We start from the raw sequence: 25,383 nt of genomic DNA, 5'->3' as shown, positions 1-25,383 counted from the left end.
GTCCGGCCGGCGCGCGTCGTCCAGCGTAGGCGGCGCGGCGGCCGCGGTCAGTGCCCCGAAGTGAGGGGTCCCGCCGGCCCGCCCGGGGCCGCTGGCCCCCTGCCGGGTCCCACCGCGAGCCTGCGAGTGGCGGGGCGCAGGGTGATCCCCTCCAGGGCACCGCCCCGAGCCCGCGAGGGTGGGGATGAGGGGTCCTCTCACGCCTCGTCGAGGGTCGCCTCGACCGTCGTCGAGGACCCGCCCCGCACCACCTCGAGGCCGATCGTCTCGCCGGGTTCGTGGGAGTCGACGGCCACGACGAGCTCCTCCGAGCTGCCCACCGGCTCGCCGTCGACGGCGATGACGACGTCCTGCTCACGGATGCCGGCGTCGGCCGCCGCGCTGCCCGGCTCGACGTTGACCACCAGCGCGCCGTCCCGGGTGCCGTCGGTGACCGAGCGGGCGCTGACCCCGAGCGAGGCGTGCACCGCGCGCCCGGTCCCGATGAGCTGCTCGGAGATGTCGCGGACGGTGTCGACGGGGATGGCGAAGCCGAGGCCGACGCTGCCGCCGCCGACCGAGGCGATCGCGGTGTTGATGCCGATGACCTCGCCGGCGCCGTTGACCAGCGCGCCGCCGGAGTTGCCCGGGTTGATCGGGGCGTCGGTCTGCACCGCGCTGATCACCGCGTTGGTGTCGCTGCCCTCGCCGGCCAGCCGGACCGGCCGGTCCAGCGCGCTGACGATGCCGCTGGTGACCGTGCTGGCCAGGCCCAGCGGCGAGCCGATCGCGACGACGGGGTCGCCGACGACGACGTCGCCGGAGCTGCCCAGCGCGGCGGTGAGCAGCCCGGGCTTCTCCACCTTGAGGACGGCGAGGTCGCTGGCCGGGTCGCGGCCGACGATGCGCGCCGCGGACCCGCTGCCGTCGGAGAACACCGCGCGGATCTCGGCGCCCTCGACCCCGTCGGCGCCGGAGATGACGTGGTTGTTGGTGACGATGTAGCCGTTCTCGCCGTCGACGACGACCCCCGACCCGGTGGCGCCGGCCTCGCCGATGCGGACCTCGACCGAGACGACGGCCGGGGTGATCCGCGAGGCGATGTCGGAGACCGAGCCCGGCTCGCGGGCGGTCCCCTCCTCGGTCTGGCTCAGCTGCGTGCCCGGGGCCAGCAGCGGCGACTCGTCGGCGGTGCGGGTCAGCCAGTAGCCGGCGGCGCCGCCGACCAGGCCGGTGAGGAGCACCGCGAGCAGGGCGAGCACCGACAGCCGGATCGACAGGTCGGCCAGCCGCAGCCGCCGGCGCCCCTTGGCGTCGACGACGACGGGGCCGGCCTGCTGCTCGGGCTCGTCGAAGACGGCCGGGCCGGTGAGACCGGCGGGGGCGTGCGGGTCGCGCCAGGGGTCGGAGCGGGCGTCGGCCTTCCACCACGGGCCGGTGGCGGTGCGCCGCCGGCCCGGCCGGCCGCCGGGCGGCTCCTGCAGGCCGCGCTGGCCGGCTCCGGGGGCGAAGGCGCGCAGCACCGCCTCCGGCGGCGGCGGAGGCAGCGGGCGGGCCGGCGGGACGGGCCGGTCCCCGGCGAAGCCGCCCTGCACGGCGGCGGGCCGCCCGAAGGCGGCCTGCTGGGCGGGGCTGGGCGCGGGGGTCCGCGCCGGCTCGGGCTGCGGACGGGACGGCGGGTCGAAGCCGCCGACACCGTCCCGGGGCCGGGCGAAGGCCTCGTCGGGCACGGTCGGCTCGGGGCGGCCGTCGCCGCCGGACGGGTCAGGTGTCCGCGGGTCCACGGGGTCCTCCCCCGAGCGGGTGCCGGCTCGGCTGGTCAGGGCGTCCCGCCCGGGTGCACGGTGGGCGCGACGCCGCCGGTGCCGACGGTGGTCGCGCGCACCACCGGCGGGACGATCTCGGTGCGCTCCTCGAACGAGCCGCGGGCCACCGACTCCGATGACGGGCGGGCGCCGTCGGAGCTGCCGGCCGGCAGGTTGAGCGCCAGCGCCGTGACCCCGATGCCGAGGACGCCCAGCGCCCCGGTGAAGCCGCGGCGCAGCCAGCGGGCGTACCCGGGCCGGTCGCTGCCCCCCGGGCCCGGCTCCAGCGGCACCGACCACGAGCCGGTGCTCCCGCTGATGGTGAGCTGGCCGGGGCCGGCGCTCAGCGCGCCCAGCCCGCCCCCGGCGCCGGGGACGTCGGCGGTGAACGGGATGGCGCACAGCCGGGACAACAGGTCACCGGGGACGGCGACGTCCGACGAGGCGTGGAGCGCCTCCTTGGCCTCCCGCTGCGCCTGCACGGCCATCCGGCACTGGGCGCAGCCGGTCAGGTGGCGGGCCGCCCGGGCGGCGGGACCGCCGCCGAGCTCGCCGTCGACGAGGGCGGCGATGGCCTCCTGGGCCAGGTGGCTCTCCGGGATGTTCACCCCGTGCTCCCCTCTGCGACGGCGTCCTGGGCGCTCCCGGGCCGGCGCGGGGCCAGGTGCGCGAGCGCCTCGCGCAGTTGGACGCGGCCGCGGTGGATGCGGCTGCGCACCGTGCCGAGCTTGATGCCCAGGGTCGCCGCAATCTCCTCGTAGGTCAGCCCCTCGATGTCACAGAGGACGACGGCGACGCGGAACTCCGGGGAGAGCGCGTCGAGCGCGGCCTGCACCTGCGGGTCGAGGTGGGTGTCGGAGTAGACCTGCTCGGGGCTCGGCGCCGTCCCGGGCAGCCGCTCGGTGTCCTCGGGCAGGGCGTCGAACCGGATCCGCTGCCGGCGCCGCACCATGTCGAGGAAGAGGTTGGTGGTGATGCGGTGCAGCCAGCCCTCGAAGGTGCCCGGCGAGAAGTCGGCGAGCGAGCGGAAGACCCGGACGAAGGTCTCCTGGGTCAGGTCCTCGGCGTCCTGCGGGTTGCCCGAGAGCCGGTAGGCCAGCCGGTACACCCGCGCGGAGTGGTCGCGCACGACCTGCTCCCAGGTCGGCGCGACCCAGGCCTCGGTCCTGGCGGGGGTGGTGTCGACGGGGTCGGGCACGGTCCCAGGATCGCAGACCGGAGCCGTCGTCGACCCCCCGACGTCGGTGGGTCGGGCAGGGGCGGCTCTCTCGGGGCGCACGACCGGTCCAACGGGCCGGAGGAGGGGCGGTGTTCCCGTTCACAGGGACCTCACAGCTGCGCAGCCGGCCGGGCCGGGAGGCACCCGGCCACTACCCTCGGCCGGTGACGATCGCCGCGGGGACGACGAGCCGGCGAGCATCGCAGCGAGCTGCCTGGGGCCGGCGGTGAGCACCGAGGCACCCGGGCGGGACGGCGCCGCGTACGCCGACCGCTTCGCCGCCGAGACCCCCGCGCTGGTGTCGGCCCGGGCCCGCGCGGCGGGGCTGGCCGGCGCTCCGGCCGTGACGCCGGCCGTGGGCGCCACCCTGGCCGTCCTGGCGGCCGGGGCCGCGGCCCGCACCGTGGTGTCGATCGGCAGCGGCGGCGGCGTGGCCGGGCTGTGGCTGCTGGAGGGGATGCGCCCCGACGGCGTCCTCACCGTCCTGGACGGCGACGCCGAGGCGCTGCGGGCCACCCGTCGCGCCTTCGCCGAGGCCGGCCACCCGCCCGGCCGCACCCGGATGATCTTCGGCACGACCGGTGAGGTGCTCCCCCGCCTGTCACCGGGGGCCTACGACATGGTGGTCTGCGCCGGGGCGCCCACCCAGTACGCCGCGCACCTCGGCGCGCTGGTCGAGCTGGTCCGCCTCGGCGGCACCGTGGTCTGCCACGGGCTGCTGGACGGGGACCGGATCGCCGACCCCCGTGCTCGCGACGACCAGACGGCGGCCTGGCGGGACGTCGCCCGCGCCGTCCGCGAGCACGAGCACCTGACCTCCGCGGTCCTCCCGATCGGGGCCGGCCTGCTCGTCGCCACCCGCCGCCGCTGACGGCTCCGTCCCGAGGCTCGCGCCGAGCGTGCGAGGCGTGAGGAGGACGGGGTCCTTTCTCAGCCGAACGCGTGCTCCGCGAGCGGTGCCCACGGCCCGCCGAGGTAGCGCCACAGCCCCAGACCGCGTGCGCCGACCCGGTGCGGCACGAACTCCGCGGCGAGCCGGTCCCGCAGCGCGCGGGCAACCGCCGGGTCGACCTTGTTCTGCACCGTCACGTGCGGCGCGTGCCGCTGCCGGTCCTGCGGGGTGAGCCAGGGATCCCAGGCGGCCGCCAGCCCCCCGCGCAGTGCGGTCAGCTCCGGGGCGTCCAGCGTGTAGGCCACGCCCCGGCCCAACAGCCGCAGGCCGGTGACGGCGACGTCGAAGGCGGGCCGGCGGGCCGCGTCGGCGAGGTCGGCCGACACCGCGTCGACCTGCTCGCCGGGCAGCGCGTGGAAGAGCGTGACGTGCGCGGCGAGTCGAAACACCCCTTCCCCCCCACCCCTCGCACGCTCGGGGCGGGCCCCTGGAAGGGGCCGGGCCGGGAAGTGCGCCGCCCGCAGCCGGTCGAACCGCTCCTGCGCCCCGGGCTCCAGCAGCAGCGTGACGACCAGAGGTGACGCGCTGGAACGGCCCTCGTACAGGGGCCCGGGCCGAGCGGAGCGAGGGTCGGGGGGCACGACGGTCCTCACAGGGGCCGTTCAGCGGAGGGCTCGGGCACCCTTGCCGAGGACCGTCACGCCGCCGGCGCTGACGTGGTAGCGCTCGCGGTCGGCGGCGAGGTCGACGCCGATGCGCGTCCAGTCCGGGACGACGACGTTCTTGTCGAGGATGGCCCGCCGGACGTAGGCGCCCTCGCCGACGTACACCCCGTCCATGAGCACGCTGTCCTCGACCCGTGCGCCCCGCTCGACGCGCACCCCGGGCGAGACGACCGAGTTGTGCACCGAGCCGCCGCCGATGATCGCGCCGGCGCTGACCATCGACTCCTCGGCCCGCCCGCCGAGCACGAACTTCGCCGGCGGCTGCTGCGGCGGCAGGGTGAGGATCGGCCAGCGGTCGTTGTAGAGGTTGAAGACCGGGGTGACCGAGACCAGGTCGAGGTGCGCGTCGAAGTAGGAGTCGATGGTCCCCACGTCGCGCCAGTAGCCGTGGTCGCGCTCGGTCGCGCCCGGGACGATGTTGGTCGAGAAGTCGTAGACCCACGCGTCACCGGCGTCGGCGAACATGGGCATGATCGAGCCGCCCATGTCGTGCACCGAGTCCTCGTCCTCGGCGTCCTTGCGCAGCGCCTCGAGCAGGGCGTCGGTGGTGAACACGTAGTTGCCCATGGAGGCGAAGCTCTCCTCGGGCGAGTCCGGCAGCCCGGGCGGGTCGGCCGGCTTCTCCAGGAAGCCGCGCACCCGGCCCTCGCCGTCGGCGTCGATGACGCCGAACTCGGTGGCCTCGTGGCGGGGCACGCGCAGCCCGGCGATCGTGACGCCGGCGCCGGTGCGCAGGTGCTGGTCGATCATCTGCCCCGGGTCCATCCGGTACACGTGGTCGGCGCCGAAGACGACGACGATGTCCGGCCGCGCGTCGTAGATCAGGTTGAGGCTCTGGAAGATCGCGTCCGCGCTGCCGGTGTACCAGCGGGGGCCGAGGCGCTGCTGCGCGGGCACCGGGGTGATGTAGTTCCCGAGCATCTGCGAGAGCCGCCACGTCGTGGTGATGTGCCGGTCGAGGCTGTGGCTCTTGTACTGGGTGAGCACCGCGATCTGCCGGATGTCGGCGTTCACCAGGTTGGACAGGACGAAGTCGATGAGCCGGTAGTTGCCGCCGAAGGGCACGGCCGGCTTGGCCCGGTCCTGCGTCAGGGGGGCCAACCGCTTGCCCTCACCACCGGCCAGGACGATGCCGAGAACCCGAGGACCGCCACGCATGGGTCGCAAGGTATCCGTTGATCGGCGCAGGCGCTGCAGAATCGTGCGCCGGCCCCGTCCAGGGCACCGCCGCGAGCTCGCGAGGGGCGGGGAGGACGGGGTCCTTCTAGGGTGACCCGGGTGCGCATCGGCATCGTGACCCGGGAGTGGCCGCCGGACGTCTACGGCGGCGCAGGAGTGCACGTGGAGCACCTCGCGGCGGCACTGCGCGCGTTGCCCGACGGTCCCGACCTCGACGTCCACTGCTTCGGCGGACCGCGGGCGGACGCGACCGGGCACGACGTCCCGGCCGGGCTGCAGGGCGCCAACGGCGCGCTGCAGGCGCTCGGGGTGGACGTCGAGATCGCCGGGGCGCTGGCCGGGGCCGACCTGGTGCACAGCCACACCTGGTACGCCAACGGCGCCGGCCTGCTCGCCTCGCTGGTGCACGGCACCCCGCACGTGGTGACGGCGCACTCGCTCGAGCCGCGCCGGCCGTGGAAGGCCGACCAGCTCGGCGGGGGCTACCGGCTGTCCTCCTGGGTGGAGCGCACCGCCTACCTGGCCGCCGACGGCGTCATCGCGGTCAGCAACGGCATGCGCGACGACGTGCTCGACGCCTACCCCGACCTCGATCCGGCCCGCGTGCACGTCGTCGGCAACGGGGTGGACGCCGAGGCCTACCGGCCGGTGCCCGACCCCGACGTCGTCCGCTCGCTCGGGGTGGACCCCGACCGGCCGTACGCGCTGTTCGTCGGCCGGATCACCCGGCAGAAGGGCGTCGCCCACCTGCTGCGGGCCGCCGAGCAGCTGCCCGAGGACGCCGGGCTGGTGCTGTGCGCCGGCGCCGCCGACACCCCGGCCGAGCGGCAGCAGGTCGCCGACGCGGTGACCGAGCTGCAGTCCCGGCGGGACGGCGTGGTGTGGATCGAGGCGATGCTGCCGCGCGAGCAGCTCGTGCCGCTGATCACCGGCGCGACGGTGTTCGTCGTCCCTTCGGTCTACGAGCCGCTCGGGATCGTGAACCTCGAGGCCGCGGCGTGCGGCACCGCCGTCGTCGCCAGCGCCGTGGGCGGCATCCCCGAGGTGGTCGCCGACGGGCGGACCGGCCTGCTGGTCCCCTACGACCCCGACGACGCCGCCGCCTTCGAGTCGGGCCTGGCCGCACGCGTCACCGAGCTGCTGCACGACCCGGAGCGGGCCGCCCGCATGGGCGCCGCGGGTCGTGAGCGGGTGCTCGCCGAGTTCGGCTGGCCGGCGATCGCCCAGCAGACCGTGGACGTCTACCGCGCGGTGATCGCGGCCCGGGGCTGAGGGCGGCCGCCCCGGCGACCGTGGGCGGCGCCGTGGGTGGAGGGCTGGAGTCCGACGACGCGGTGCGCGAGGCGGCCCACACCCACCGGTCGGAGCAGCTCGCCCCCTGATGCGGAACCGGATCCCCCGGACCCGGCGGTCCGCGGACATGCTGGATGATCGGTGCGTGTCGATCGCCACGCGCTTCCGTGCCGCGCTGGACGGGGTCCCCGAGCCCGCCGACCCCGAACTGCTCCCCGTGCGGCTCGCGCGCGCCTGCGCCCGGACGCTCGGGGTCGAGGGCGTGGGGCTCAGCGTGGGCAGCGCCGGGGAGGCGCGGGTGCCCCTCGGGGCCAGCACGGGCACCGCCTCGCTCGCCGAGCGGCTGCAGTTCACCGCCGGGCAGGGCCCCTGCGAAGCCGCCCAGCGGTATCAGGAGCCGGTGTTCGCGGCGTTCTCCGACCTGCAGCGACGGTGGGGGGCGTTCGCCGGGCTGCTGGCCGAGCACACGCCCTACCGCGCAGTGGTCGCCCTGCCGATCGGCGAGACCCTGGCCGGCCCCGGGGCCATGGACCTGTTCTTCACCGACGAGAGCACCGTCCCCGACCTCGACGTCTTCGAGGCCATGGCCGTGGGCGACCTCACCAGCGCGGCGCTCGGCGACGCCACCGTCTGGGCGCCGTGGTCACCGGAGGGCGGCCCGGCCTGGCTGCACGGCCCGGCGGCACGCGACCGCGGCCTGGTGTGGACGGCGATCGGCTTCGTCGTCCTGACCCGTCAGCTGAGCGAGTCCGCGGCCCTCGACGTGCTGCGCGCCGCGGCCCGCGCGAGCGGGCGCACGGTGGACGACCTCGCCGGGGACGTCGTCGCCGGCCGGGTCGACCCCGACGAGCTCCTGCAGCCGGACGGGCACACGCCGACCACCCACGACTGACCCGACCTCACGCTGGGTCACCGGTCTCTTCCGGTCCGGCCCCCGAGGTTGGGGGTCGGGCACCCCCGGGGGTCGGGCTGTCCCCGGGCAGGGCCGGTGGGCAGACTCATCTCGTGCCGCTGGACCGGCACCGGGGCCGCCGACGGGCTGGGACACGACCGCAACGCTGCGGACAGGAGAGGAGACGCGTGATCACGGTGCTGCTCGCGGACGACCACGCGTTCGTCCGGGACTCCCTGGTCGAGCTGCTCAGCGCCAGCGACGACCTCACCGTGGTCGCCGAGTGCGAGGACGGCGCCCAGGTGCTCGAAGCCGCGAGGCGCACCCGGCCCGACGTCGTCCTGCTGGACCTGGCCATGCCGCGGGTGACCGGCCTGCAGGCCGCCCGCGAACTGCTCGACGAGCGCCCGGAGTCGCGCGTCGTCGTCCTGACCGGGTCGCTGACCCCGGCGCTGGTGCGGGAGGCCCGGGAGATCGGCGTCGTGGGGTACCTGCTCAAGGACGATGACCCCGGGGCGCTGCCCGGCCACGTGCGGGCCGTGGCGGCCGGCGGCACCGCCTGGAGCGCCGCAGCCGCCTCCGCGACCGGCAACTGAGGCCCCTACGGGGCGCCAGCGGCTCACTCCTGGGAGTGAACAGCCCCGTACCGAACGCCGCCAGCCGCCTCACGGAGAGTCGTGACGCGCGCGGTGTGCCCGGCAGCACCCGGGACCTTCGTCCTGATTCGGGGTAACGGGCCTGGCCAGACAGCCGCGCGTCGGGTCCCATGATCACGCTCCCTCGCAGCGGCGGGCCGGGGCACGGGATGACAACGGGGGTTCTCATGACGCTTGCCCAGGTGGAGCGGCCGACCGACCTGGCGCGGGTCCTGGTGGTCGACGACCACCGCACCTTCGCCGAGCTCCTTTCCGGGGCGCTGGCCTCGGCCGGGATGGACGCGGTCGGCACCGCCCACTCGGCGGCGCAGGCGGTGGCGATGGCGCAGGAGCTGCAGCCCGACATCGTGGTGATGGACATCGAGATGCCCCGCCAGGACGGGCTGGCGGCCACCCGCCGCATCCGCGAGGTCGCCCCGGACGCCGTCGTCGCCGTGGTCACCGCCCACCGCGACCCCGACTGGGTGGTCCGGGCCGCGCAGGCCGGCGCCTCGGCGTTCATCCCGAAGGACGGCTCGCTGGCCGAGATGATCGACGTCCTCTCCCGGGTCCAGCCGGGCCAGATGCTCGTCGCACCCTCGACCTTCGCCGGCGGCGCCCCGCGCACCCCGTCGGCCGGCACGCCGGGCGCGGTGCCGCAGCTGACCCGTCGGGAGCAGGAGGTCCTCGACTGCCTCGGTCGCGGCATGCAGGTCAAGGCGATCGCCCGGGTGCTCGGCATCACGCTGGAGACCTGCCGGGGCTACGTGAAGTCGCTGCACGCCAAGCTCGGTGTCCGTTCCCAGCTGGAGGCGGTCGTCAAGGCCCAGCAGCTGGGGCTCCTCAGCACCGCGGATGAGCGCTGAGCCCGGCTCCTCCCCCACCCCGCTGAGCGCTCCCGCGCGTCGCCGCACGGCCTGGGGCCGCGAGCTGGCCGCCTTCTGCGCGGTCGCGCTGCTGGTCCTGCTCGCCGTCTCGGCGGGCACGGTGTGGCTGAGCGAGCGGATCGCGCGGGACAACGCGCTCGACGAGGCCGAGGGCATGGCCGAGCGACTGGCCGAGCTGCTGGTCGCTCCCGTCCTCGCCGACGCGCTGGCGGGTGTCCCGGGGCGGTGGGAGGAGCTCGACCGGGACGTCCGGAACCGGATGAGCGACGGGTCGGTGACCCGCATGGTCGTCTGGCGGGCCAACGGCGAGATCGTCTACTCCAGCGAGGACGGACAGCAGGGCCGGGTCATCGCGCCCTCGGACGGGCTGCTGGCCGCGATCGGCGGGACCACCGTCTCCGAGGTCGACGAGGCGTCCGAGACCACGCCGGGCGACGGGCCGCGGACCCTGCTGGAGGTCTACACCCCGCTGACCGTCGCCGGTGAGCAGCTGGCCTTCGAGGCGTACTTCTCCTACGACGGCATCGACCGCCAGGCGGCCCGGCTGCGCGGCCAGATCATCCCGATGGCCATCGGGGCGCTCGTCGTCCTGCAGCTGGTTCAGGTGCCGATCGCGACGTCGCTGGCCCGCCGCGTGCGCCGCCAGGAGACCGAGCGGACGGCGCTGGTGCAGCGCACCATCGAGGCCTCCGACCGGGAGCGGCGCGCGATCGCCGCCGACGTGCACGACGGGCCGGTGCAGGACCTCGCCGGCGTGAGCTACGCCCTCTCCGCGCTGCGCGGCAGCCTGCCCGAGGAGCGGCAGCCGACCGTCGACAAGCTGGTGGGCGCCGTCCGGCACGCCGTCCAGTCGCTGCGCCGGCTCATGGTCGACATCTACCCGCCCGACCTCAGCGGGCCGGGACTGGGCGTGGCCATCGCCGACGTCGCCGAGCCGCTGCGCGCGGCCGACATCGAGGTGCTCATCGACGCCGCCCCGCTGCCGGAGACGTCGCCGGAGGTCACCGCGGTGCTCTACCGCACCGCCAAGGAGGCGTTGGCCAACGTCGCCCACCACGCGCAGGCCAAGTGCGCGTGGGTCACCCTCGAGGAGACCGAGCTGCGCGGCGCGCCCGCCGTCCGGCTCGAGGTCGCCGACGACGGCGTCGGCTTCCCGGCGTCCACCGACAAGCGCGCCGAGGGCCACCTGGGGCTGTCGCTGCTCCGCGACCGGGTCGTCGACCTGGGGGGCACCGTGACACTCAGTGACCGCGTCGGTGGCGGCGCTCTGCTGACCGCTGTGCTGCCGCTGCACCACGCACAGTGACGCCACGAGCGGCTGACCTGCACGGACCCCCCAACTGCGGGGCCCCCCCGCCCCCCACCACGCGGCTGTGACGAGGGAGGCGGACGCGGGAGCGTTCCTCCATCGATCACGAATGGTGAGTGAGGAGCCCCCCGATGCAGTCGCCCAGCCTGAACCGCCGCGACGTCCTGAAGGTGTCGCTGGCCGGTACTGCGGCCATGGCCCTGCCGTACCAGGCTGTCCTCTCGGCCCGGACCGCCTCGGAGCTCGACCAGAAGAAGATGCCGCGGCCCTACGTCGCTGCCTTCACCGCCCCGCCGGTGCTGGCGCCGTACCGGTCCGACGACAAGCCGGGCAACAGCTACGGCACCGTGCCGGGGACGACGACCCCCGTCACCGGTGGCGCGTACGTCGGCACCGACTACTACCGGATCGAGCACCGGCCGGCGCAGGTCGAGTTCATCAAGGGCGTCAAGACGACGGTGTGGGGCTACAACGGCCTGGTCCCCGGCCCCACCATCCGCGTCTACCAGAACGGCACGCAGACCCGCCGGGTCGTCATGCAGCAGATCAACAAGCTGCCGGCGAAGCACCCGACCCTGGGCTACGTCCCCTGGACCTCGACCCACCTGCACGGCTCGCCGTCCAAGCCGCAGTTCGACGGCTACGCCGGCGACCTCACGCAGCCGGGCGAGTGGAAGAACTACATGTACCCGAACAACTGCTCGCCGCGGACGCTCTGGTACCACGACCACGGCGTGCACCACACCGCCCAGAACGTCTACATGGGCCTGGCCGCCCAGTACCACGTGGTCGACGAGCAGCTCGAGCGCGACCTGGGCATCCCCCGCTACGACCGGGCCAAGGTCGGCACCACCCGGCCGCAGTACGAGTTCCCGCTGATCATCAGCGACGTCATGTTCGCCCGGAACGGCCAGCTGATGTGGGACGACGACGGGGAGTCCGGCCTCTACGGCGACGTCATCCTGGTCAACGGCGTGCCGTGGCCGACGATGAAGGTCGAGCCGCGCAAGTACCGGTTCCGGGTGCTCAACGGCTCACTGGCCCGTGGCTACACGCTCAAGCTGAGCAACGGCAAGCCTTTCACGGTCATCGCCACCGACGGCGGCTTCATGCCCAAGCCGCAGACGGTCACCACGCTGACCATCGGCATGGCCGAGCGCTACGAGATCGTCATCGACTTCGCCGACCTCAAGGGCACGAAGGTCCAGCTGCTCAACGGCGGCGTGAAGAACGCCCGGGACTACGACCACACCGGCAAGGTCATGCAGTTCGAGGTCGGGACGACGGTCACCAGCACCGAGGGCAACAGCATCCCCAGCGCGCTGGGCCCGGTGCACCCGACGATGACGCTCGACCCCGCCGCGGCGGTGGCCACCCGGCGGATGGAGCTCGAGCGCAGCAACGGCCTGTGGGTCATCAACGGCGAGACCTGGGACGACGTCGTGAAGAGCAAGTACGAGCACGTCTTCGCCAACGTCGCGCCGAACAGCACCGAGATCTGGGAGGTCCACAACTCCTCCGGCGGCTGGTTCCACCCGCTGCACGTGCACCTGATCGACTTCCAGGTCCTCAGCCGCAACGGCCGGCCGCCGCGACCGGAGGAGCTGGGCCCCAAGGACGTCGTCTACGTCGGCGAGGGCGAGACCGTCCGGCTGCTCATGCGCTTCGACCACGAGGAGGGGCGGTACATGATCCACTGCCACAACCTCTCCCACGAGGACCACGACATGATGACCCAGTACCAGGTGGGTCACCACGACATCGACTGCGACTCCATCAACACCGCGCCGCCCAAGGGCGGCACCCCGGACGAGATGGAGGACGCGCTCGAGGAGGCGGCGGAGGAGGCCGAGGAGCTCGCGGAGGAGCTCGTCGAGTCCACGCCGCCGGCGACCACCGGGACCACGAGCACCGGGACCACCGGCACCACCGGCACGGGCAGCACCGGCACCACGACGGTCCCCGCGCCGACGACGCCCACCCCGGCGGCACCGACCACGTCGGCTCCCGCCGGCGGCGGTGGCACCACCACTGCTCCGGCTCCGGCTCCGGCGCCGACCTCGGCCTCGACCACTCCGCCCCGCCGGCGGTCGCGGTGACCGCCCTCGCCCCCGCCCCGGCGCCCCGGGAGGTGCTGCGGTCCCGCCGCAGCACCCCCACATGGCAGCTGGCCGCGGCCCTGGGCCTGGCCGCGGCCGGCGGGCTGCACGTGGCCGCCGCGGTCGACCACCTGTCCGCGGGTCAGCTGGCGGTCGGCTTCTTCCTGTTGACGGCGCTGGCCCAGGCCGGGCTGGCCGCCTGGCTGGTCCTCGGCGCCTGGGCCGGCACCCGCCCGGGTCGCGTACCGGTCGCCGGAGCGCTGCTGGGCACGGTGGCGCTGCTCGTTCTCTACGTCCTCGCGCACACGACCGGGCTGCTGGACGCCTTCGCGGTGCACGACGCCGGAACGGCCGGGCACGAGCACGACGTCCCCGGCCGGGTGACCACCGCGATCGACCCGCTGACCGGCGTCGAGTTCGCCCAGGGCATGCCGCTGGGCGCCGCCGGGCCCGTGGCGATGGACGGGCTCCCGACGTCTGCCGGCGGGCACGGCCCCGAGGCGGTAGGCACCGCCGTGGTCGCCGCCGAGCTGCTCAGCGTCGCCGCGCTGGCGGCCCTGCTGCCGGCGTCCTGGCGGGGCCGCGCACTCAACGGCCTGCTCGCCCTGGGCGGGGCGGCGTGGCTGCTCTGGCTCACCGGCGTCCTCGGGTGAGGACCGCCCCCCGAACTGCCGCCGCGGTCCCCGGTGACCCCCGCACCAGGGACCGCGGCGGCTCCCCCCGGCACGAGACCCCCCGTGCCGGGGCGGCCCCAGTGCCGACCGCCGGAGCCGGCTCCGGCTCCGGCGGTCGGCACTGGCGGCGGCTCCGCGACGCCGCCCTGTGGCTGGCCGCCGGGACGTCGCTGCTCCTGGTGGCGGCGACCTCCGGCCTGCTCCCGGTGCAGCCGATGCGGGTGCACTCCGACAGCATGACGCCGACCGTCGCGCCCGGTGACCTGCTGCTCGTGCGGCACGGGCAGGGGCCGGTGGAGCGCGGCGACGTCGTCGCGGTGACCGACCCGCTGGGCGAGGGGATGCTGGTCAAGCGGGCGGTCGCGCTGGGCGGCGACGAGGTGGCCATCGAGGACGGCGTCCTGGTCGTCGACGGGACGGCGGTCTGCGAGCCGGCGATCGACCCGGCCCGTCTCGACGGGGTCTGGTTCGGGCCGGTGACGGTGCCCGACGGCCAGCTGTTCCTGCTCAGCGACTCCCGCGACGGCTCGGTCGACTCGCGTGCCTTCGGCCCGGTACCGGTCTCCTCGCTCGTCGGGACGGTGACCGGCCGGCTGTGGCCCGCCCCAGGGCCGCTGCCCTCGCCGTCCACCGGCTGCTGACCCGTCCGGCGCGCCGACCAGCCGGAACACCCCACGGACACCTGGTGCTGTACCGGGCGTGGGAAGCCCTGCCGCCTCGTCGTCCCCCGCCCCCTCCGATGACCTGTCCCGCCTGCTGCAGGTCCGCCAGGTCTACGCCGAGCCCGCCGCCCTCGCCTCCCCCCGCGGACAGCAGGTGCTGGCCCGCTTCCCCGGCGCAGACGTGGTCGAGGTGCCCTCGCACTGGAAGATCCCGGAGCTGCACGGCAACGAGGGCAACGTCGAGCGCTGGGTGCGCGTGAAGTCCGAGACGCTGGTGCTCGGCGTCAAGAAGTCGCTGACCGCCCGGCCCAACGGCCGCTCGGCGAACTGGATCGCCCCCTCGACGGCGAACGGCTGCGCCATGGCCTGCGCGTACTGCTACGTCCCGCGGCAGAAGGGCTACGCCAACCCGATCACCGTCTTCACCAACATCGAGCAGATCTCCGGTTACCTGCGCCGGCACGTCGCCCGGCAGGGCCCCAAGACCGAGCCCGACCAGTGCGATCCCGAGGCCTGGGTGTACGACCTCGGCGAGAACAGCGACTGCTCGGTCGACGCGCTGGTCAGCGACAACGTCGCCGACCTGGTCGCGACCTTCGCCGAGCTGCCGACGGCCAAGGCCTCCTTCGCCACCAAGTACGTCAACCGGCAGCTGCTCGAGCTCGACCCGCGGGGCCGCACCCGCATCCGCTTCTCGGTGATGCCCGAGGACGACGCCAAGGTGCTCGACATCCGCACCAGCCGGGTTGCCGAGCGGATCGCGGCGGTGGACGACTTCGTGGAGGCCGGCTACGAGGTGCACCTCAACCTCTCCCCCGTCGTCCTCCGCGAGGGCTGGGAGGCCGACTGGGCGCAGCTGCTGCGCCGGCTGGACGACGAGCTCTCCCCCGCCGCCAAGGCCCAGGCCGCCGCCGAGGTCATCCTGCTGACCCACAACCGGGACCTGCACCAGGTCAACCTCGGCTGGCACCCCAGGGCCGAGCAGCTGCTCTGGCGGCCGGACCTGCAGCAGCCCAAGCGCAGCCAGAACGGCAGCTGGAACGTGCGCTACCGCAACGACGTCAAGCGCGCCGGTGTGACCCGGGTGCAGGAGCTCGTCGCCGCGCACGCGCCGTGGCTGCGCATCCGCTACGCGTTCTGACGCAACGGCCCGTTTCCGTGTCGACCTGTCGACGGGCCGTGCTGGGTCACTGACACAACGTGTGCGACTCTGTGTGCAACCCCGGGGTGATGAGGTGAGGGGATGCTGTCCGAGTACGACGCCGCAGTGACAGCGCCGGCCCTGCTGGCCGCGCTGCCCGACACCGTGGTCGTCGCCGACCGGGACGGTCGGATCGCCTACGTCAACGGGGCGGTCCAGGGGCTGCTCGGGCACCGCCCGGAGGCCCTGCTGGGGCGGTCCCTGACGGTGCTCATGCCGGAACGGCTCCGCTCCGGTCACGGCGCCGGATTCTCGCGCTACCGCGAGACCGGTGAGGGCAAACTCGTGGGGTCCACGACGCAGGTGCCCGCTCTGCACGCCGACGGTCACGAGGTCCCTATCGACCTCACCCTCTCGCGCTTGCGGCACCCGGCCCCGGTGGCAGGCGACCCCCTCGTGGTAGCCGTCCTGCGGGACGCGAGCACGACGATCCTGCTGGAGCGGCAGTTCGAGGTCAGCCGCTACCTCGCCGCGACGCTACGGGTGACCGCGGCGCTCACCGAGGCCCGCGACGCCGACGTCGCCTTCCGCGACCTGCTGCCGACGTTGTGCACCGAGCTGGACTGGGACACCGCGACGCTCTGGCAGCCCGATCGGACGACCGGCAGCCTGTCCCACGTCGGCACATGGACCGCGCCCGACCAGGAGCCGGGCGCCCTGCACGCCGCATCCCGCGCGCAGCGATTCCGCCGTGGCACGGGCCTCCCGGGCCTGGTCTGGACCCGCCGGTCGCCCGTGGCCGTCGGGAACCTGTGGGAGGACCCGACCTTCCTCCGGGCCGAGGCTGCGCGCGCCGACGGGATCCGCAGCGGCGTGGCCTTTCCCGTGGTGCACGGTGACGAGCTGCTCGCGGTGTGCGAGCTGTTCTCCCGGGAGGAGCGGCCGGTGCCGGCCGAGCTGCTCGACGTGCTGGCTCACGCCGGCCGGCAGATCGGCCAGTTCCTGGGCCGGCTGCGCGCCGAGTCGGAGGTCCGGCAGCTCGCCGAGACGCTGCAGCGCAGCCTGCTGCCCTCACACCTGCCGGCCATCCGCGGCGTCGAGCTGGCCGCCCGCTACCGGCCCGGCGGCGGCGCCGGACTCGTCGGCGGGGACACCTACGACGTCATGCCGCTGCCCGACGGCCGCTGGCTGGTGCTCATCGCCGACGTCTGCGGCACCGGCGCCGAGGCCGCGGCCGTCACGGCACTGACCCGGCACACCGCCCGGGCGGCGGCGAGCCCGGCGGCCGAGACGACCGCCGGCCCGGCCGAGGTGCTGCGCGCGGTGAACGAAGCGCTGCTGCGCGCCCAGACCGACGGCCCGCTGCGCTTCGTCACCGCCTGCTGCCTGGTGCTCTCCCCTGGTCCGGACGGCGTCTGCGCGAGCGTCGGCGTGGCCGGGCACCCGCTGCCGGTGCTGGTCGACCCCGAGGGCCCGCGGGAGATCGGGGCGCCCGGCCGGCCGCTGGGCATCGCCGCGGACCTCGACGTCCCGGTGGTCGAGGTGGGGCTGCCCCCCGGGTCGACCCTGGTGCTCTACACCGACGGGGTCACCGAGGCCCGCGACGACGCCGGCGTCCAGTTCGGCGAGGACGGGTTGTGCCGGGTGCTCGCCGGGGGCTGCGGGGACGCGGAGGCGACCGTCGAGGCCATCACCGCCGCGGTCGAGGAACGACTGCGCGACTCCCGGTACGAGGCCGACGACCTCGCCGTCCTGGCCCTCGCCGTCCCGCGCTGAGGCCGTCCCCCGGGCGGGGTGCCGAGGGGTTGCACCCGGGGGTCGTCAGCGCGCCGCCGTACCGTGGCGGCGTGGCGCGGGTGGCGGTGGTGGGCGCCGGCCTCGGCGGCCTGGCGGCGGCGGCCCGGCTGGCCGCCCTGGGCCACGCGGTGACCGTGCTCGAGCAGGCGCCGCAGGTCGGCGGCAAGCTGGGCTGGTACGCCCGGGACGGGCACGGCTTCGACACCGGGCCGAGCCTGGTCACCCTGCCCCAGCTCTACCGCGACCTGTTCGCGGCCACCGGCGGGCCGCTCGAGGACGCCGTCGACCTCGTCCGCCTGGACCCCGCCGTCGCCTACCGCTTCGCCGACGGCACGCCGCTGTCCGTGCCCGGCGGGGCCACCGCGATCCCCGGCGCGCTGGACGCCGCGCTGGGGGCGGGGGCCGGCGCCTCGTGGGCGGCGCTGATGGCGCGGGCCGCGGCGATGTGGCGGGTGACCGAGCAGCCGTTCCTGCGCTCCCCGCTGGCCGGCGGGGCCACGCTGGCCCGGCTGGCCCGCAGCGGCTCCGACGTCGCGACGGTCGCGCCGTGGCGCACGCTGCGCGGCCTGGGGACGGCGTACCTGCCCGATCCGCGGCTGCGCACGCTGCTCGACCGCTACGCCACCTACTCCGGCTCCGACCCGCGGCGCGCCCCTGCGGTGCTCGCGACCGTGCCGTACGTCGAGCAGCGGTTCGGCTCCTGGTACGTGCGCGGCGGGCTGCGCCGGCTGGGCGAGGCGGTGGCCGTGCGGGCGGTCGAGCGGGGCGCCGTCGTCCGCACCGGGACCCCCGTCGAGCGGGTGCTGGTCGAGGGCGGCCGCGTCGCCGGGGTGCGGCTGGCCGACGGGGAGGTGCTGCGGGCCGACGTCGTGGTCTCGGGGGCGGACGCCGCGACGCTGTACGCCGACCTGCTGCCCGCCTCGCGCCCGACCCGGCGGGTGCGCCGCGACCTGACCCGCAGCACGCCGTCGCTCTCGGGGTTCGTGCTGCTGCTCGCGCTGCGCGGGCGGACGCCGGGGCTGGCGCACCACACCGTGCTGTTCCCCGACGACTACGACGCCGAGTTCGACGCGGTCTTCGGCGTCGGCCGGCACCGCGGCGCCCCGCAGCCCGTCGCCGACCCCACCGTGTACGTGAGCGCCCCCGACGACCCGGCGACCCGTCCCGACGACGACAGCGAGTCGTGGTTCGTGCTGGTGAACGCGCCTCGGCACGACCCGGCCGGCGGGGTGGACTGGAACGCCCCCGGGCTGGCCGACCGGTACGCGCAGCAGGTGCTCGACGTGCTGGCCCGCCGCGGGCTGGACGTCCGCGACCGGGTGCGCTGGTGCGTCGTCCGGACGCCGGCCGACCTCGAGCGCGACACCCGCAGCGTCGGCGGCTCGATCTACGGGACGTCGAGCAACGGCGCTCGCGCGGCGTTCCTGCGCCCGGCCAACGCCTCGCCCGTGCCGGGGCTGTTCCTCGTCGGCGGCTCGTCGCACCCCGGTGGCGGCCTGCCGCTGGTGGCGCTGTCGGCGGAGATCGTCGCGGGCCTCGTCGGACCGGGGTGAACGAGGACCCCCAGCCCCCCACCGCTCGCACGGTCGTGGCGGGCCCCTGCACGGGGGCCGCCCGGGAACGGTCAGGTGGGGCGGACGGCGGGGACCGCGACCAGCGGCATGCCGGGCGCGATCCGCCGTGGTGGGGCCGGTTCGAGTCCCGCCCCGCGCAGCTGACCGACCAGCACGTCGACGTCCGGCAGCTCCATCGCCCCCTCCTGCGCGCGCAGCAGCAGGTCGAAGTGCCGGCTGGTCAGCTGCGGCGTCGCAGCCGTGGTCACGACCAGGAGGACGCCCCCAGGGGTGAGCAGCCGGGCGAGCGAGCGCAGCAGGGGGACCCGCTCCCCGACCGGCACGTAGTAGACGACGTTGGCCAGCAGCACGAGGTCGAACGGGGCCTCCGCGCCGCCGGCCAGGTCCCGGGCGTCACCCCGGCGGACCCGCGCCCGCCCGGTCAGCCCCCGGTCGGCCAGCGTCCGCTCAGCCAGGACGGCGGCGTCGGCGTCCGTGTCGACCCCCACGCCCTCCGCGCCGGGTGCAGCCTCCAGCATCGCGGCCAGCTGCAGCCCCGCGCCGCAGCCCACGTCCAGCACCCGCCGTGGGGCGACCGCCGCCACCGTCTCCCGCAGGACCTGGTCGACGAACGGCTCGAAGGCCGCCGAGACCCGGGCGATCACCCCGCCCTCCTCGACGACGTCCCGCCGCCGCGGACCGCCGGCCAGCAGCGGGCCGAGCTCCCGGTAGAGGCCCGTGTGGAAGCCGGCGAACGCCTCGTGGGACGCCCGCACCAGGTCGTCGTCCACGAGGGCGCGCCCACCTGCGGTCAGCGACCACCGGCCGCGGTCCTCGCGCACCAGCCCGCCGGCGGCGAGGACCCGCTGGAAGGCCGCCAGCAGGTCCTCCTCGGGCGTGCCCAGCCGCCGGGCCAGCTCGGACGTCGCGGCCGGACCACCGGCGAGGACGTCGAGCACCCCGGTGCGCAGCGCCGCCGCGCCGGTGTTCAGCCGGACGGCGGCCCGGCCGTCGCGCGTCACCCGCAGCCGGGCACGGAGGTCCCCAGCCCGCAGGAAAGCCAGCACGCCGCGGACGGTGGACGGCCGGGCCATGGACGCTCCTCGGGGTCGGTGGCGGCCCACTCTGGCGCAGCCGGCCGGCGGGCGGCCAGGGCCGGTGCTTGCCGACACCCTGTCGTTGCGCCATACTTGTTATAGCGAAACTCAAACAACGTGGAGGTCGTGGTGCAGCGCTCGGTCAGGGTCGTCCCGTGGTCCCCCCTCCTGGCGACGGGGTCGGTGGCCCTCGCTGCGCTGGCCTGGCGCGACCGCTTCCCCGCGGGGGTGGCCTCGCACGTCGGACCCGACGGCGTCGTCGACGCCGTCGCGTCCGTCGGGGCGTTCGCGGCGGCGGCGCTCGCCGTCGGCGCCGGGCTGACCCTGCTGTGGGGTCTGCTGGCCCGCGACGTGCGCCGGAACCCGGCCGGGCTGCGACTCGTCGCGACGGCCGCGACCGGGTCGGCCGCGCTGCTGGCGGCAGGCGCCGGAGCGCTCCTCGCCACCAGCCTCGACCGCGGCACCCTGCTGGGCGAGCCGGCGCCCAGGTGGCTGCTCCCGCTCGTGCTCGTGGCGCTGGGCGGCGGCAGCCTGCTGGGGTGGGCCCTCGCGCGGGGCCCCGCTCCGGCCGAGGCCCGGCAGTCCCCACCGCCGGACGCGCCCCGGGTCGAGCTGCCCGAGGGCACCCGGGCCGTGTGGACGCGCGTGGTGGTGGCGCCGCCAGTGCTGGCCGGTGCCGTGGTGCTGGCCGGGCTGGGCGTCGCGCTGGCCGTCGTCGCCGGCCCGACCGCAGGTGTCCCGGCACTGGTCGTGGCGGCCGCGCTGGCCCCCACCGCCTCCGTGCGGGTCACCGTCGACCACACCGGGGTCAGCGCGCGCCCGACCCTCCTCCCGCGCCCCCGCGTGCACGTGCCGCTCACCCGTGTGGTCCGCGCCGGGCGGTCCGACGTCCGCGCCCGGAAGCTCGGCGGCTGGGGGCTGCGGGTGCGCGGCGAGCGGACGGCGGTCCTCCTCCGCAGCGGCGAGGCGCTGGACCTGGAGCTCGCCGACGGGTCCCGCTTCCTCGTGACCGTCGACGACGCCGCGACCGCCGCCGCCCTGGTCAACACCCTCGCCGAGCGGAGCCGGGTGTGCTGATCGGCATCGACCCGGCCTCACCGGTCCCGCTGGGCGACCAGGTGGCCGCGGCGGTGCGCCGCAACATCGCCGCGGGCGCCGTCGGCCCCGGCGACCGGCTCCCGGCCGCCCGGGACCTGGCCGCCTCGCTCGACGTCAACGTGCACACCGTGCTGCGCGGCTACCAGCAGCTGCGCGACGAGGGACTGATCGAGCTGCGCCGCGGCCGGGGCGCGGTGGTCAGCGCGACGGCGACGGCGGACGAGCTGGAGCTGACCGAGGCCGCCGGCCGGCTGGTCGCCGCGGCGCGCCGGCTCGGTCTGGCGGAGGCCGACGTCCTCGACGCCGTGCGACGGGCGCTGCGCCGGTCCGCGACCGCCCCGCGCGGCTGAGAGGACCCCTGCCCCCACGGTGGCCCCGTCCCGGGTCCCGCCCTGAGCCTGCGAAGGGTGGGGAGGACGGGGTCCTTCGACGAGCGGCGGGGGGCAGGGAGGTCCTTCTTCAGCCTCGGGCGGCGCCGTAGCCGAGCAGGGCGGCCAGGCCGAGGGCGCTGCGCGGCGCGTAGGCCGACCGCCACAGCCCGCCGTGCACCGCGGCGTACGCCTCGTCCTGCCACGGGTGCTCGTGCTCGGGACCGCCGCCGGTGTGCAGGTCGTGCACCAGCAGCGCGGCCATGAGCACGTTGGACGTTGCCGGCTCGAACACCTCCACGCCGAACCGGTGGGCACCCGCGTAGGCCGCCGCCAGGGCGCGATTCTTCAGCACCGACCGGGTGCGGGTCGGCGGGGCGACGTTCATCGACACCGTCGTCCCGGCGGCCCGGGCGACCGTCGCCCGCCACCGCTGCAGCCGCTTGGCCAGCGCGTAGTTCGGCCCCTGCTGGGCCACCAGGCTGTCGACGACGCCCGGGTCGCTGCCGGGCAGGTACGCCCGCTGCAGCAGCCGCCCGGCCGACAGCGTCCGCAGCGGCCGGCCCAGCAGTTTCGCCGCCCGCGACCGCCCGGCGTAGGCGCGCACCGACTGGGCGACGGCGTCCGGCGGGACGGCGAAGACGTCGGTCGGCGTGGCGAGGAAGGCCAGGGCGAGGTCGTTCCGCGCGGCGGCCAGCCGCACGGTGAGCGCGTCGACCGCCGTCGAGACCCGCACGTTGGTGGCGCCATCGGCATAGACGTAGTTGCCCAGCACCGCCCGGCCCGGCAGGCCGGTCAACCAGTCGACGACCGCGGGCACCTCGGTGATCAGGTCCGCCCCGGCACGGGAGGCGTCGTCGGCCGGGTACAGCGAAGCGTCGTCGAGCGGGTACAGCAGCGTGCCGGCGCCGCGGCGGGCGGTGTCGAGCACCCGCTCCCACAGCGCTCGGCGGGGCAGGTCGACCCCGGCCACCCGCGCACCCCAGCGCAGCAGCGCGGTCAGCGGCCCCATCTCCGCACCGGCGCCGAGCACGACGACGGTGCTGCCCGGCAGCGCCAGCCACTCCGGGTGCGCGGCGACGGTGCGCACCGCCTCGGCGGCCGAGGGCTCGACGCTGCCGCACTCGACCCAGGTGTCCAGCCGACGCAGCAGCGCGTCGCCGCGCAGCCGCTCACCGCGGAAGGGCAGCGACAGCTCCCGCTCGGGCTCGGCGGTGCCGGGGACCTCCGCCGTGGCGAGGGCCCGGCCCGCGGGCGCGGTGGCCAGCGTCTCGAGGCCGGTCTCCGCCCCGTCCGGTGCGGCCACCCGCATCCGCCGGTGCAGCGACGTCAGGCCGGCGTCCGCGACCGTCAGCGCCGCCTCCCGCGAGGGCAGGCCGACCTCCACCAGCCGGCGGAAGTGCGCCAGGTACCCGGCCCGCCAGTTGGTCTCCCGCTCGGCCGCGCCGGCACCGGCCGGGTCGACCGGGCGCAGCGCGTCGGCGACGACGGCCCGGCCCAGCGCCGCGGTGCTGCGCCGCCCGTCGGGGCCGGCCGGGAAGACGACGCCCTCGTCGGTCATCGGTCGACCACCACGGGCGCGTCCACCGGGGCGCCGGCCTCCAGCCAGCGCAGCAGGATCCGGGCGCCGAAGCCGGTACCGCCCTTGACCACCTCGCCCTCGTCGGACCCGGCCCGCGCCGGCCCGGCGACGTCCAGGTGCGCCCACGGCAGGTCCCCGGCGAAGGGGCGCAGGAACAGCGCCGCGGTGGTGCCGCCCGGGTTGCCCGGCGCGTTGTTCGCGTCGGCGACGGGACTGTCCAGCAGGTCGGCGTGCTCCTCGGCCAGCGGCAGCCGCCACACCGGCTCGCCGGCGTGACCGGCTGCGGTGCGCAGCGCGTCGGCCAGCCCGTCCGTGGTGGCGTACAGCCCCGCGGTGCGGGTGCCGAGGGCGACCTTCATCGCCCCGGTCAGCGTGGCGACGTCGACGAGCACCGTGGCGCCCAGCTCCAGCCGCGCCCACGCCAGCCCGTCGGCGAGCACCATGCGGCCCTCGGCGTCGGTGTTGAGCACCTCCGTCGTCCGGCCGCCGACGTGCCGGACGACGTCGGCCGGGCGGTAGGACGAGCCGGAGACGGCGTTCTCCGCGGCCGGGACGACGGCGGTGACGGCGACCGGGAGCCCGAGGCGGGCGGCGGCGTCGACCGCGGCGAGGACGGCGGCGCCCCCGGCCATGTCGGTCTTCATCTCGCGCATGCCCGCGTTGGGCTTGATCGAGAGGCCCCCGGTGTCGAAGGTGATGCCCTTGCCGACCAGCACGGGGTGCTGGGGAGCGGCCCCCGGAGGCCGGTAGGACGCCACGACGACCCGCGGCGGGGAGGCCGAGCCGCCGCCGACGGCGAGCACGCCGCCGAAGCCCCAGGCCCGCAGCTCGTCGGGACCGAGCACGGTGACCGTCACGTGCGGCAGCCCACCCAAGCGCTCGACGGCCCGCTCGGCCAGCCAGGCGGGGTCCTTGGTGTTGCTGGGCGTGTTGACCAGGTCGCGGGCCCAGGCGACCGCGCGCCCCGCCGCCTCGCCCGCGCGGGCGGCAGCGAGGACCGCCGGGTCGGCGCCGTCGGCGGCGACGACCGTGACGGTGGCCAGCCGCGGCGGGTGCGGCGTCGAGGTCTCGCGGTAGCGGTAGCCGGCCAGCAGCGCGGCCTCGACGGCGGCGCGGACCTCCTCGGCACCGGCGGGGGCGGCCGCGTCGTCCAGCGGCAGCACCAGCCGGCGCGCGCCGTGCTCCGCGAGGGTCTGCGCGCGGCGGACGGCGGTGGCCACGTAGCCCCGGAGGTCCGGCAGTGTCGCGTCGCCGATCCCGACGGCGACCACGCTGCGGGGGCGGCGGCCGGGCACCGGCAGGTTGGTGACGTTGCCGGGGCGGCCGGTGTTGCCGGTGTCGGCCAGCGCGCCGGCGAGGAGGCCGGCGTCGACCGGCGCATCCGGCGCGGTCAGCCAGCCGGGCAGCGCGGCGCCGCTGCCGACCGGCACGGCCAGGACGTCGTCCTCCCCCAGCGCCGGGAGATCGGTGCGGACCTCGACCCGCGGCAACGGCGCGGCCCCGGTCGCCGGCGTGCTGCCGGCGGCCGGGGCCGCGTCGTCCTGCGCGGGGCTGCCCGGAGGCAGGCTCGCGGCGGTGTTCAGCTGGTCGCGCCCTTCAGTGCCTCGGAGAGGGCTGCGGCCTCGTCGGGCGACAGCTCGACGACCAGACGACCGCCGCCCTCGAGCGGTACGCGCATGACCAGGCCGCGCCCCTCCTTGGTGACCTCGAGGGGACCTTCACCCGTGCGCGGCTTCATGGCCGCCATGCGTGCCTCCTTCGTCGGCCGTGCGCGGCCCGGGGGCTGCGCACGGCGTCGTCGATGCTGTGAGCTCCACCGCCCATGATCCCGTATCCCCGCCGGAGGTCCAACCCGAGGGGAGGAGGACCCCCTTGCCCCCCACGACTCGCACGCTCGCGGCGGGACCCTGCACGGGGGCCGTCCCGCGCGTCACGAGGCCCGGAAGCAGGTGGCTACGTGGTCGTCCACCATCCCGGTGGCCTGCATGAGCGCGTAGGCGGTCGTCGGGCCGACGAAGACGAACCCGCGGCGCTTGAGCCCGCGGGCCATCGCGGTCGACTCCGGACTGGTCGCCGGGACGTCGGCGAGGGTGGCCGGACGGGGCCGCGGGGCCGTCGGCGCGAAGGACCACAGCAGCGCCGAGAGCCCCTCCGGGACCCGCTGGGCGGCGCGGGCGTTGCCGATCGCGGCGGCGACCTTGGCGCGGTTGCGGACGATCCCGGCGTCGGCGAGCAGCCGCGCCTCGTCGTCCGGACCGAACTGCGCCACCGCGTCGATCGAGAAGCCGGCGAAGGCCGCCCGGAACGCCGGGCGCTTGCGCAGGATGGTGAGCCACGACAGCCCCGACTGGAACGCCTCGAGGCAGAGCCGCTCGAAGAGGGCGTCGTCGCCGTGCAGCGGCGTCCCCCACTCCTCGTCGTGGTAGGCCACGTACTCCGGCGCGCTGTCCCCCCAGGCACACCGGACCAGCTCTGCACAGCGGGTGCGCTCGTCCAC

The 25,383-nt window shown here is 76.1% G+C and carries 24 protein-coding genes; 14 read left to right on the top strand and 10 right to left on the bottom strand.

The features are described 5' to 3' along the window. Positions 1-197: 197 nt before the first annotated feature. The 3 genes from BLW63_RS17680 to sigE are packed head-to-tail and all read right to left on the bottom strand — an operon-like array spanning position 198 to position 2,982. Positions 198-1,763 carry a S1C family serine protease gene (locus BLW63_RS17680; RefSeq protein WP_091159095.1) on the bottom strand — a complete coding sequence of 522 codons (1,566 nt, stop codon included), beginning with the start codon at positions 1,761-1,763 and terminating at the stop codon, positions 198-200. Positions 1,764-1,798: 35 nt separating this feature from the next. Next, positions 1,799-2,392, bottom strand: a complete 594-nt coding sequence (locus tag BLW63_RS28625) for an anti-sigma factor family protein (protein WP_091159092.1) — start codon at positions 2,390-2,392, stop codon at positions 1,799-1,801. Next, complete coding sequence (gene sigE, locus BLW63_RS17670) at positions 2,389-2,982, bottom strand: RNA polymerase sigma factor SigE (protein WP_091159090.1); 594 nt, start codon at positions 2,980-2,982, stop codon at positions 2,389-2,391. Before sigE ends, BLW63_RS28625 begins: the two co-directional genes overlap by 4 nt. Positions 2,983-3,229: 247 nt before the next feature. Here sigE and BLW63_RS17665 point away from each other — a divergent pair, with 247 nt between their 5' ends. Next, entirely contained in the window at positions 3,230-3,874 is a 645-nt protein-coding gene (locus BLW63_RS17665; RefSeq protein WP_091159088.1) for an O-methyltransferase, read from the top strand. A gap of 59 nt (positions 3,875-3,933) precedes the next feature. Here BLW63_RS17665 and BLW63_RS17660 read toward each other — a convergent pair whose 3' ends face one another. Together BLW63_RS17660 and glgC are read right to left on the bottom strand one after the other, a co-directional pair. Next, complete coding sequence (locus BLW63_RS17660) at positions 3,934-4,536, bottom strand: 2'-5' RNA ligase family protein (RefSeq protein ID WP_280140541.1); 603 nt, start codon at positions 4,534-4,536, stop codon at positions 3,934-3,936. A 21-nt stretch (positions 4,537-4,557) separates the two neighbouring features. After that, complete coding sequence (gene glgC / locus BLW63_RS17655; RefSeq protein WP_091159084.1) at positions 4,558-5,778, bottom strand: glucose-1-phosphate adenylyltransferase; 1,221 nt, start codon at positions 5,776-5,778, stop codon at positions 4,558-4,560. Positions 5,779-5,898: 120 nt separating this feature from the next. Here glgC and glgA point away from each other — a divergent pair, with 120 nt between their 5' ends. The 11 genes from glgA (at position 5,899) to BLW63_RS17600 (ending at position 18,741) form a co-directional block, all read left to right on the top strand. Continuing rightward, positions 5,899-7,071, top strand: coding sequence for a glycogen synthase (gene glgA, locus BLW63_RS17650; RefSeq protein ID WP_091159268.1), 1,173 nt, complete (start codon positions 5,899-5,901; stop codon positions 7,069-7,071). Between the two features lie 166 nt (positions 7,072-7,237). Further along, complete coding sequence (locus BLW63_RS17645; RefSeq protein WP_244522643.1) at positions 7,238-7,984, top strand: ANTAR domain-containing protein; 747 nt, start codon at positions 7,238-7,240, stop codon at positions 7,982-7,984. A 188-nt stretch (positions 7,985-8,172) separates the two neighbouring features. Beyond that, entirely contained in the window at positions 8,173-8,580 is a 408-nt protein-coding gene (locus BLW63_RS26935) for a response regulator (RefSeq protein WP_170856835.1), read from the top strand. A gap of 227 nt (positions 8,581-8,807) precedes the next feature. Beyond that, entirely contained in the window at positions 8,808-9,485 is a 678-nt protein-coding gene (locus BLW63_RS17635; RefSeq protein WP_170856834.1) for a response regulator transcription factor, read from the top strand. Next, positions 9,475-10,812 carry a sensor histidine kinase gene (locus tag BLW63_RS17630; protein WP_091159075.1) on the top strand — a complete coding sequence of 446 codons (1,338 nt, stop codon included), beginning with the start codon at positions 9,475-9,477 and terminating at the stop codon, positions 10,810-10,812. Before BLW63_RS17635 ends, BLW63_RS17630 begins: the two co-directional genes overlap by 11 nt. A gap of 134 nt (positions 10,813-10,946) precedes the next feature. Then, the gene (locus BLW63_RS17625) at positions 10,947-12,914 is read left to right on the top strand and encodes a multicopper oxidase domain-containing protein (RefSeq protein ID WP_091159072.1); all 1,968 of its coding nucleotides are present in this window, start codon (positions 10,947-10,949) and stop codon (positions 12,912-12,914) included. Beyond that, a complete protein-coding gene (locus tag BLW63_RS17620) occupies positions 12,911-13,567 on the top strand; it encodes a hypothetical protein (RefSeq protein WP_091159069.1) in 657 nt (218 codons plus the stop codon). Before BLW63_RS17625 ends, BLW63_RS17620 begins: the two co-directional genes overlap by 4 nt. Positions 13,568-13,668: 101 nt before the next feature. Next, positions 13,669-14,229 carry a signal peptidase I gene (gene lepB, locus BLW63_RS17615; protein WP_211517157.1) on the top strand — a complete coding sequence of 187 codons (561 nt, stop codon included), beginning with the start codon at positions 13,669-13,671 and terminating at the stop codon, positions 14,227-14,229. A gap of 58 nt (positions 14,230-14,287) precedes the next feature. Further along, on the top strand, positions 14,288-15,391 hold the full coding sequence (locus tag BLW63_RS17610; RefSeq protein ID WP_091159066.1) for a spore photoproduct lyase family protein: 1,104 nt from the start codon (positions 14,288-14,290) through the stop codon (positions 15,389-15,391). A 102-nt stretch (positions 15,392-15,493) separates the two neighbouring features. Continuing rightward, positions 15,494-17,167, top strand: coding sequence for a SpoIIE family protein phosphatase (locus tag BLW63_RS17605; RefSeq protein ID WP_091159063.1), 1,674 nt, complete (start codon positions 15,494-15,496; stop codon positions 17,165-17,167). A 71-nt stretch (positions 17,168-17,238) separates the two neighbouring features. Next, positions 17,239-18,741: a phytoene desaturase family protein gene (locus BLW63_RS17600; protein ID WP_091159261.1), complete on the top strand. Its 1,503-nt coding sequence runs from the start codon at positions 17,239-17,241 to the stop codon at positions 18,739-18,741. Between the two features lie 71 nt (positions 18,742-18,812). Here the strand turns inward: BLW63_RS17600 and BLW63_RS17595 are convergent, their stop codons facing one another. After that, positions 18,813-19,835 (bottom strand): class I SAM-dependent methyltransferase, encoded by a 1,023-nt coding sequence (locus tag BLW63_RS17595; RefSeq protein WP_091159060.1) that lies wholly within the window; start codon positions 19,833-19,835, stop codon positions 18,813-18,815. 120 nt (positions 19,836-19,955) lie between these two features. Here BLW63_RS17595 and BLW63_RS17590 point away from each other — a divergent pair, with 120 nt between their 5' ends. Next, positions 19,956-20,915 carry a hypothetical protein gene (locus tag BLW63_RS17590; RefSeq protein ID WP_091159058.1) on the top strand — a complete coding sequence of 320 codons (960 nt, stop codon included), beginning with the start codon at positions 19,956-19,958 and terminating at the stop codon, positions 20,913-20,915. Further along, on the top strand, positions 20,909-21,286 hold the full coding sequence (locus BLW63_RS17585) for a GntR family transcriptional regulator (protein WP_091159056.1): 378 nt from the start codon (positions 20,909-20,911) through the stop codon (positions 21,284-21,286). Before BLW63_RS17590 ends, BLW63_RS17585 begins: the two co-directional genes overlap by 7 nt. Before the next feature lie 109 nt (positions 21,287-21,395). Here BLW63_RS17585 and BLW63_RS17580 read toward each other — a convergent pair whose 3' ends face one another. From BLW63_RS17580 to BLW63_RS17565, 4 genes are all read right to left on the bottom strand, one after another. Next, positions 21,396-22,865 (bottom strand): MDR/zinc-dependent alcohol dehydrogenase-like family protein, encoded by a 1,470-nt coding sequence (locus BLW63_RS17580; protein WP_091159053.1) that lies wholly within the window; start codon positions 22,863-22,865, stop codon positions 21,396-21,398. After that, positions 22,862-24,376: a leucyl aminopeptidase family protein gene (locus tag BLW63_RS17575; protein ID WP_091159051.1), complete on the bottom strand. Its 1,515-nt coding sequence runs from the start codon at positions 24,374-24,376 to the stop codon at positions 22,862-22,864. Before BLW63_RS17575 ends, BLW63_RS17580 begins: the two co-directional genes overlap by 4 nt. Positions 24,377-24,465: 89 nt before the next feature. Then, a complete protein-coding gene (locus BLW63_RS17570; protein WP_012947303.1) occupies positions 24,466-24,633 on the bottom strand; it encodes a DUF3117 domain-containing protein in 168 nt (55 codons plus the stop codon). 183 nt (positions 24,634-24,816) lie between these two features. Then, positions 24,817-25,383: a DNA-3-methyladenine glycosylase I gene (locus BLW63_RS17565; RefSeq protein WP_280140539.1), complete on the bottom strand. Its 567-nt coding sequence runs from the start codon at positions 25,381-25,383 to the stop codon at positions 24,817-24,819.

It is taken from the genome of Geodermatophilus africanus, from assembly GCF_900107105.1.
GTDB classification, from domain to species: domain Bacteria; phylum Actinomycetota; class Actinomycetes; order Mycobacteriales; family Geodermatophilaceae; genus Geodermatophilus; species Geodermatophilus africanus.
The sequence above is the reverse complement of the archived record's forward strand: the minus strand, read 5'-3'. Positions and strand labels throughout refer to the sequence as shown.

What these genes read in the sequence shown, in the direction of transcription:
- glgC (WP_091159084.1), bottom strand. Translation starts at nt 5,778, where the DNA reads ATGCGTGGCGGTCCTCGGGTTCTCGGCATCGTCCTGGCCGGTGGTGAG.
- BLW63_RS17635 (WP_170856834.1), top strand. Translation starts at nt 8,808, where the DNA reads ATGACGCTTGCCCAGGTGGAGCGGCCGACCGACCTGGCGCGGGTCCTG.
- BLW63_RS17630 (WP_091159075.1), top strand. Translation starts at nt 9,475, where the DNA reads ATGAGCGCTGAGCCCGGCTCCTCCCCCACCCCGCTGAGCGCTCCCGCG.
- BLW63_RS17625 (WP_091159072.1), top strand. Translation starts at nt 10,947, where the DNA reads ATGCAGTCGCCCAGCCTGAACCGCCGCGACGTCCTGAAGGTGTCGCTG.
- BLW63_RS17605 (WP_091159063.1), top strand. Translation starts at nt 15,494, where the DNA reads ATGCTGTCCGAGTACGACGCCGCAGTGACAGCGCCGGCCCTGCTGGCC.
- BLW63_RS17595 (WP_091159060.1), bottom strand. Translation starts at nt 19,835, where the DNA reads ATGGCCCGGCCGTCCACCGTCCGCGGCGTGCTGGCTTTCCTGCGGGCT.
- BLW63_RS17580 (WP_091159053.1), bottom strand. Translation starts at nt 22,865, where the DNA reads ATGACCGACGAGGGCGTCGTCTTCCCGGCCGGCCCCGACGGGCGGCGC.
- BLW63_RS17570 (WP_012947303.1), bottom strand. Translation starts at nt 24,633, where the DNA reads ATGGCGGCCATGAAGCCGCGCACGGGTGAAGGTCCCCTCGAGGTCACC.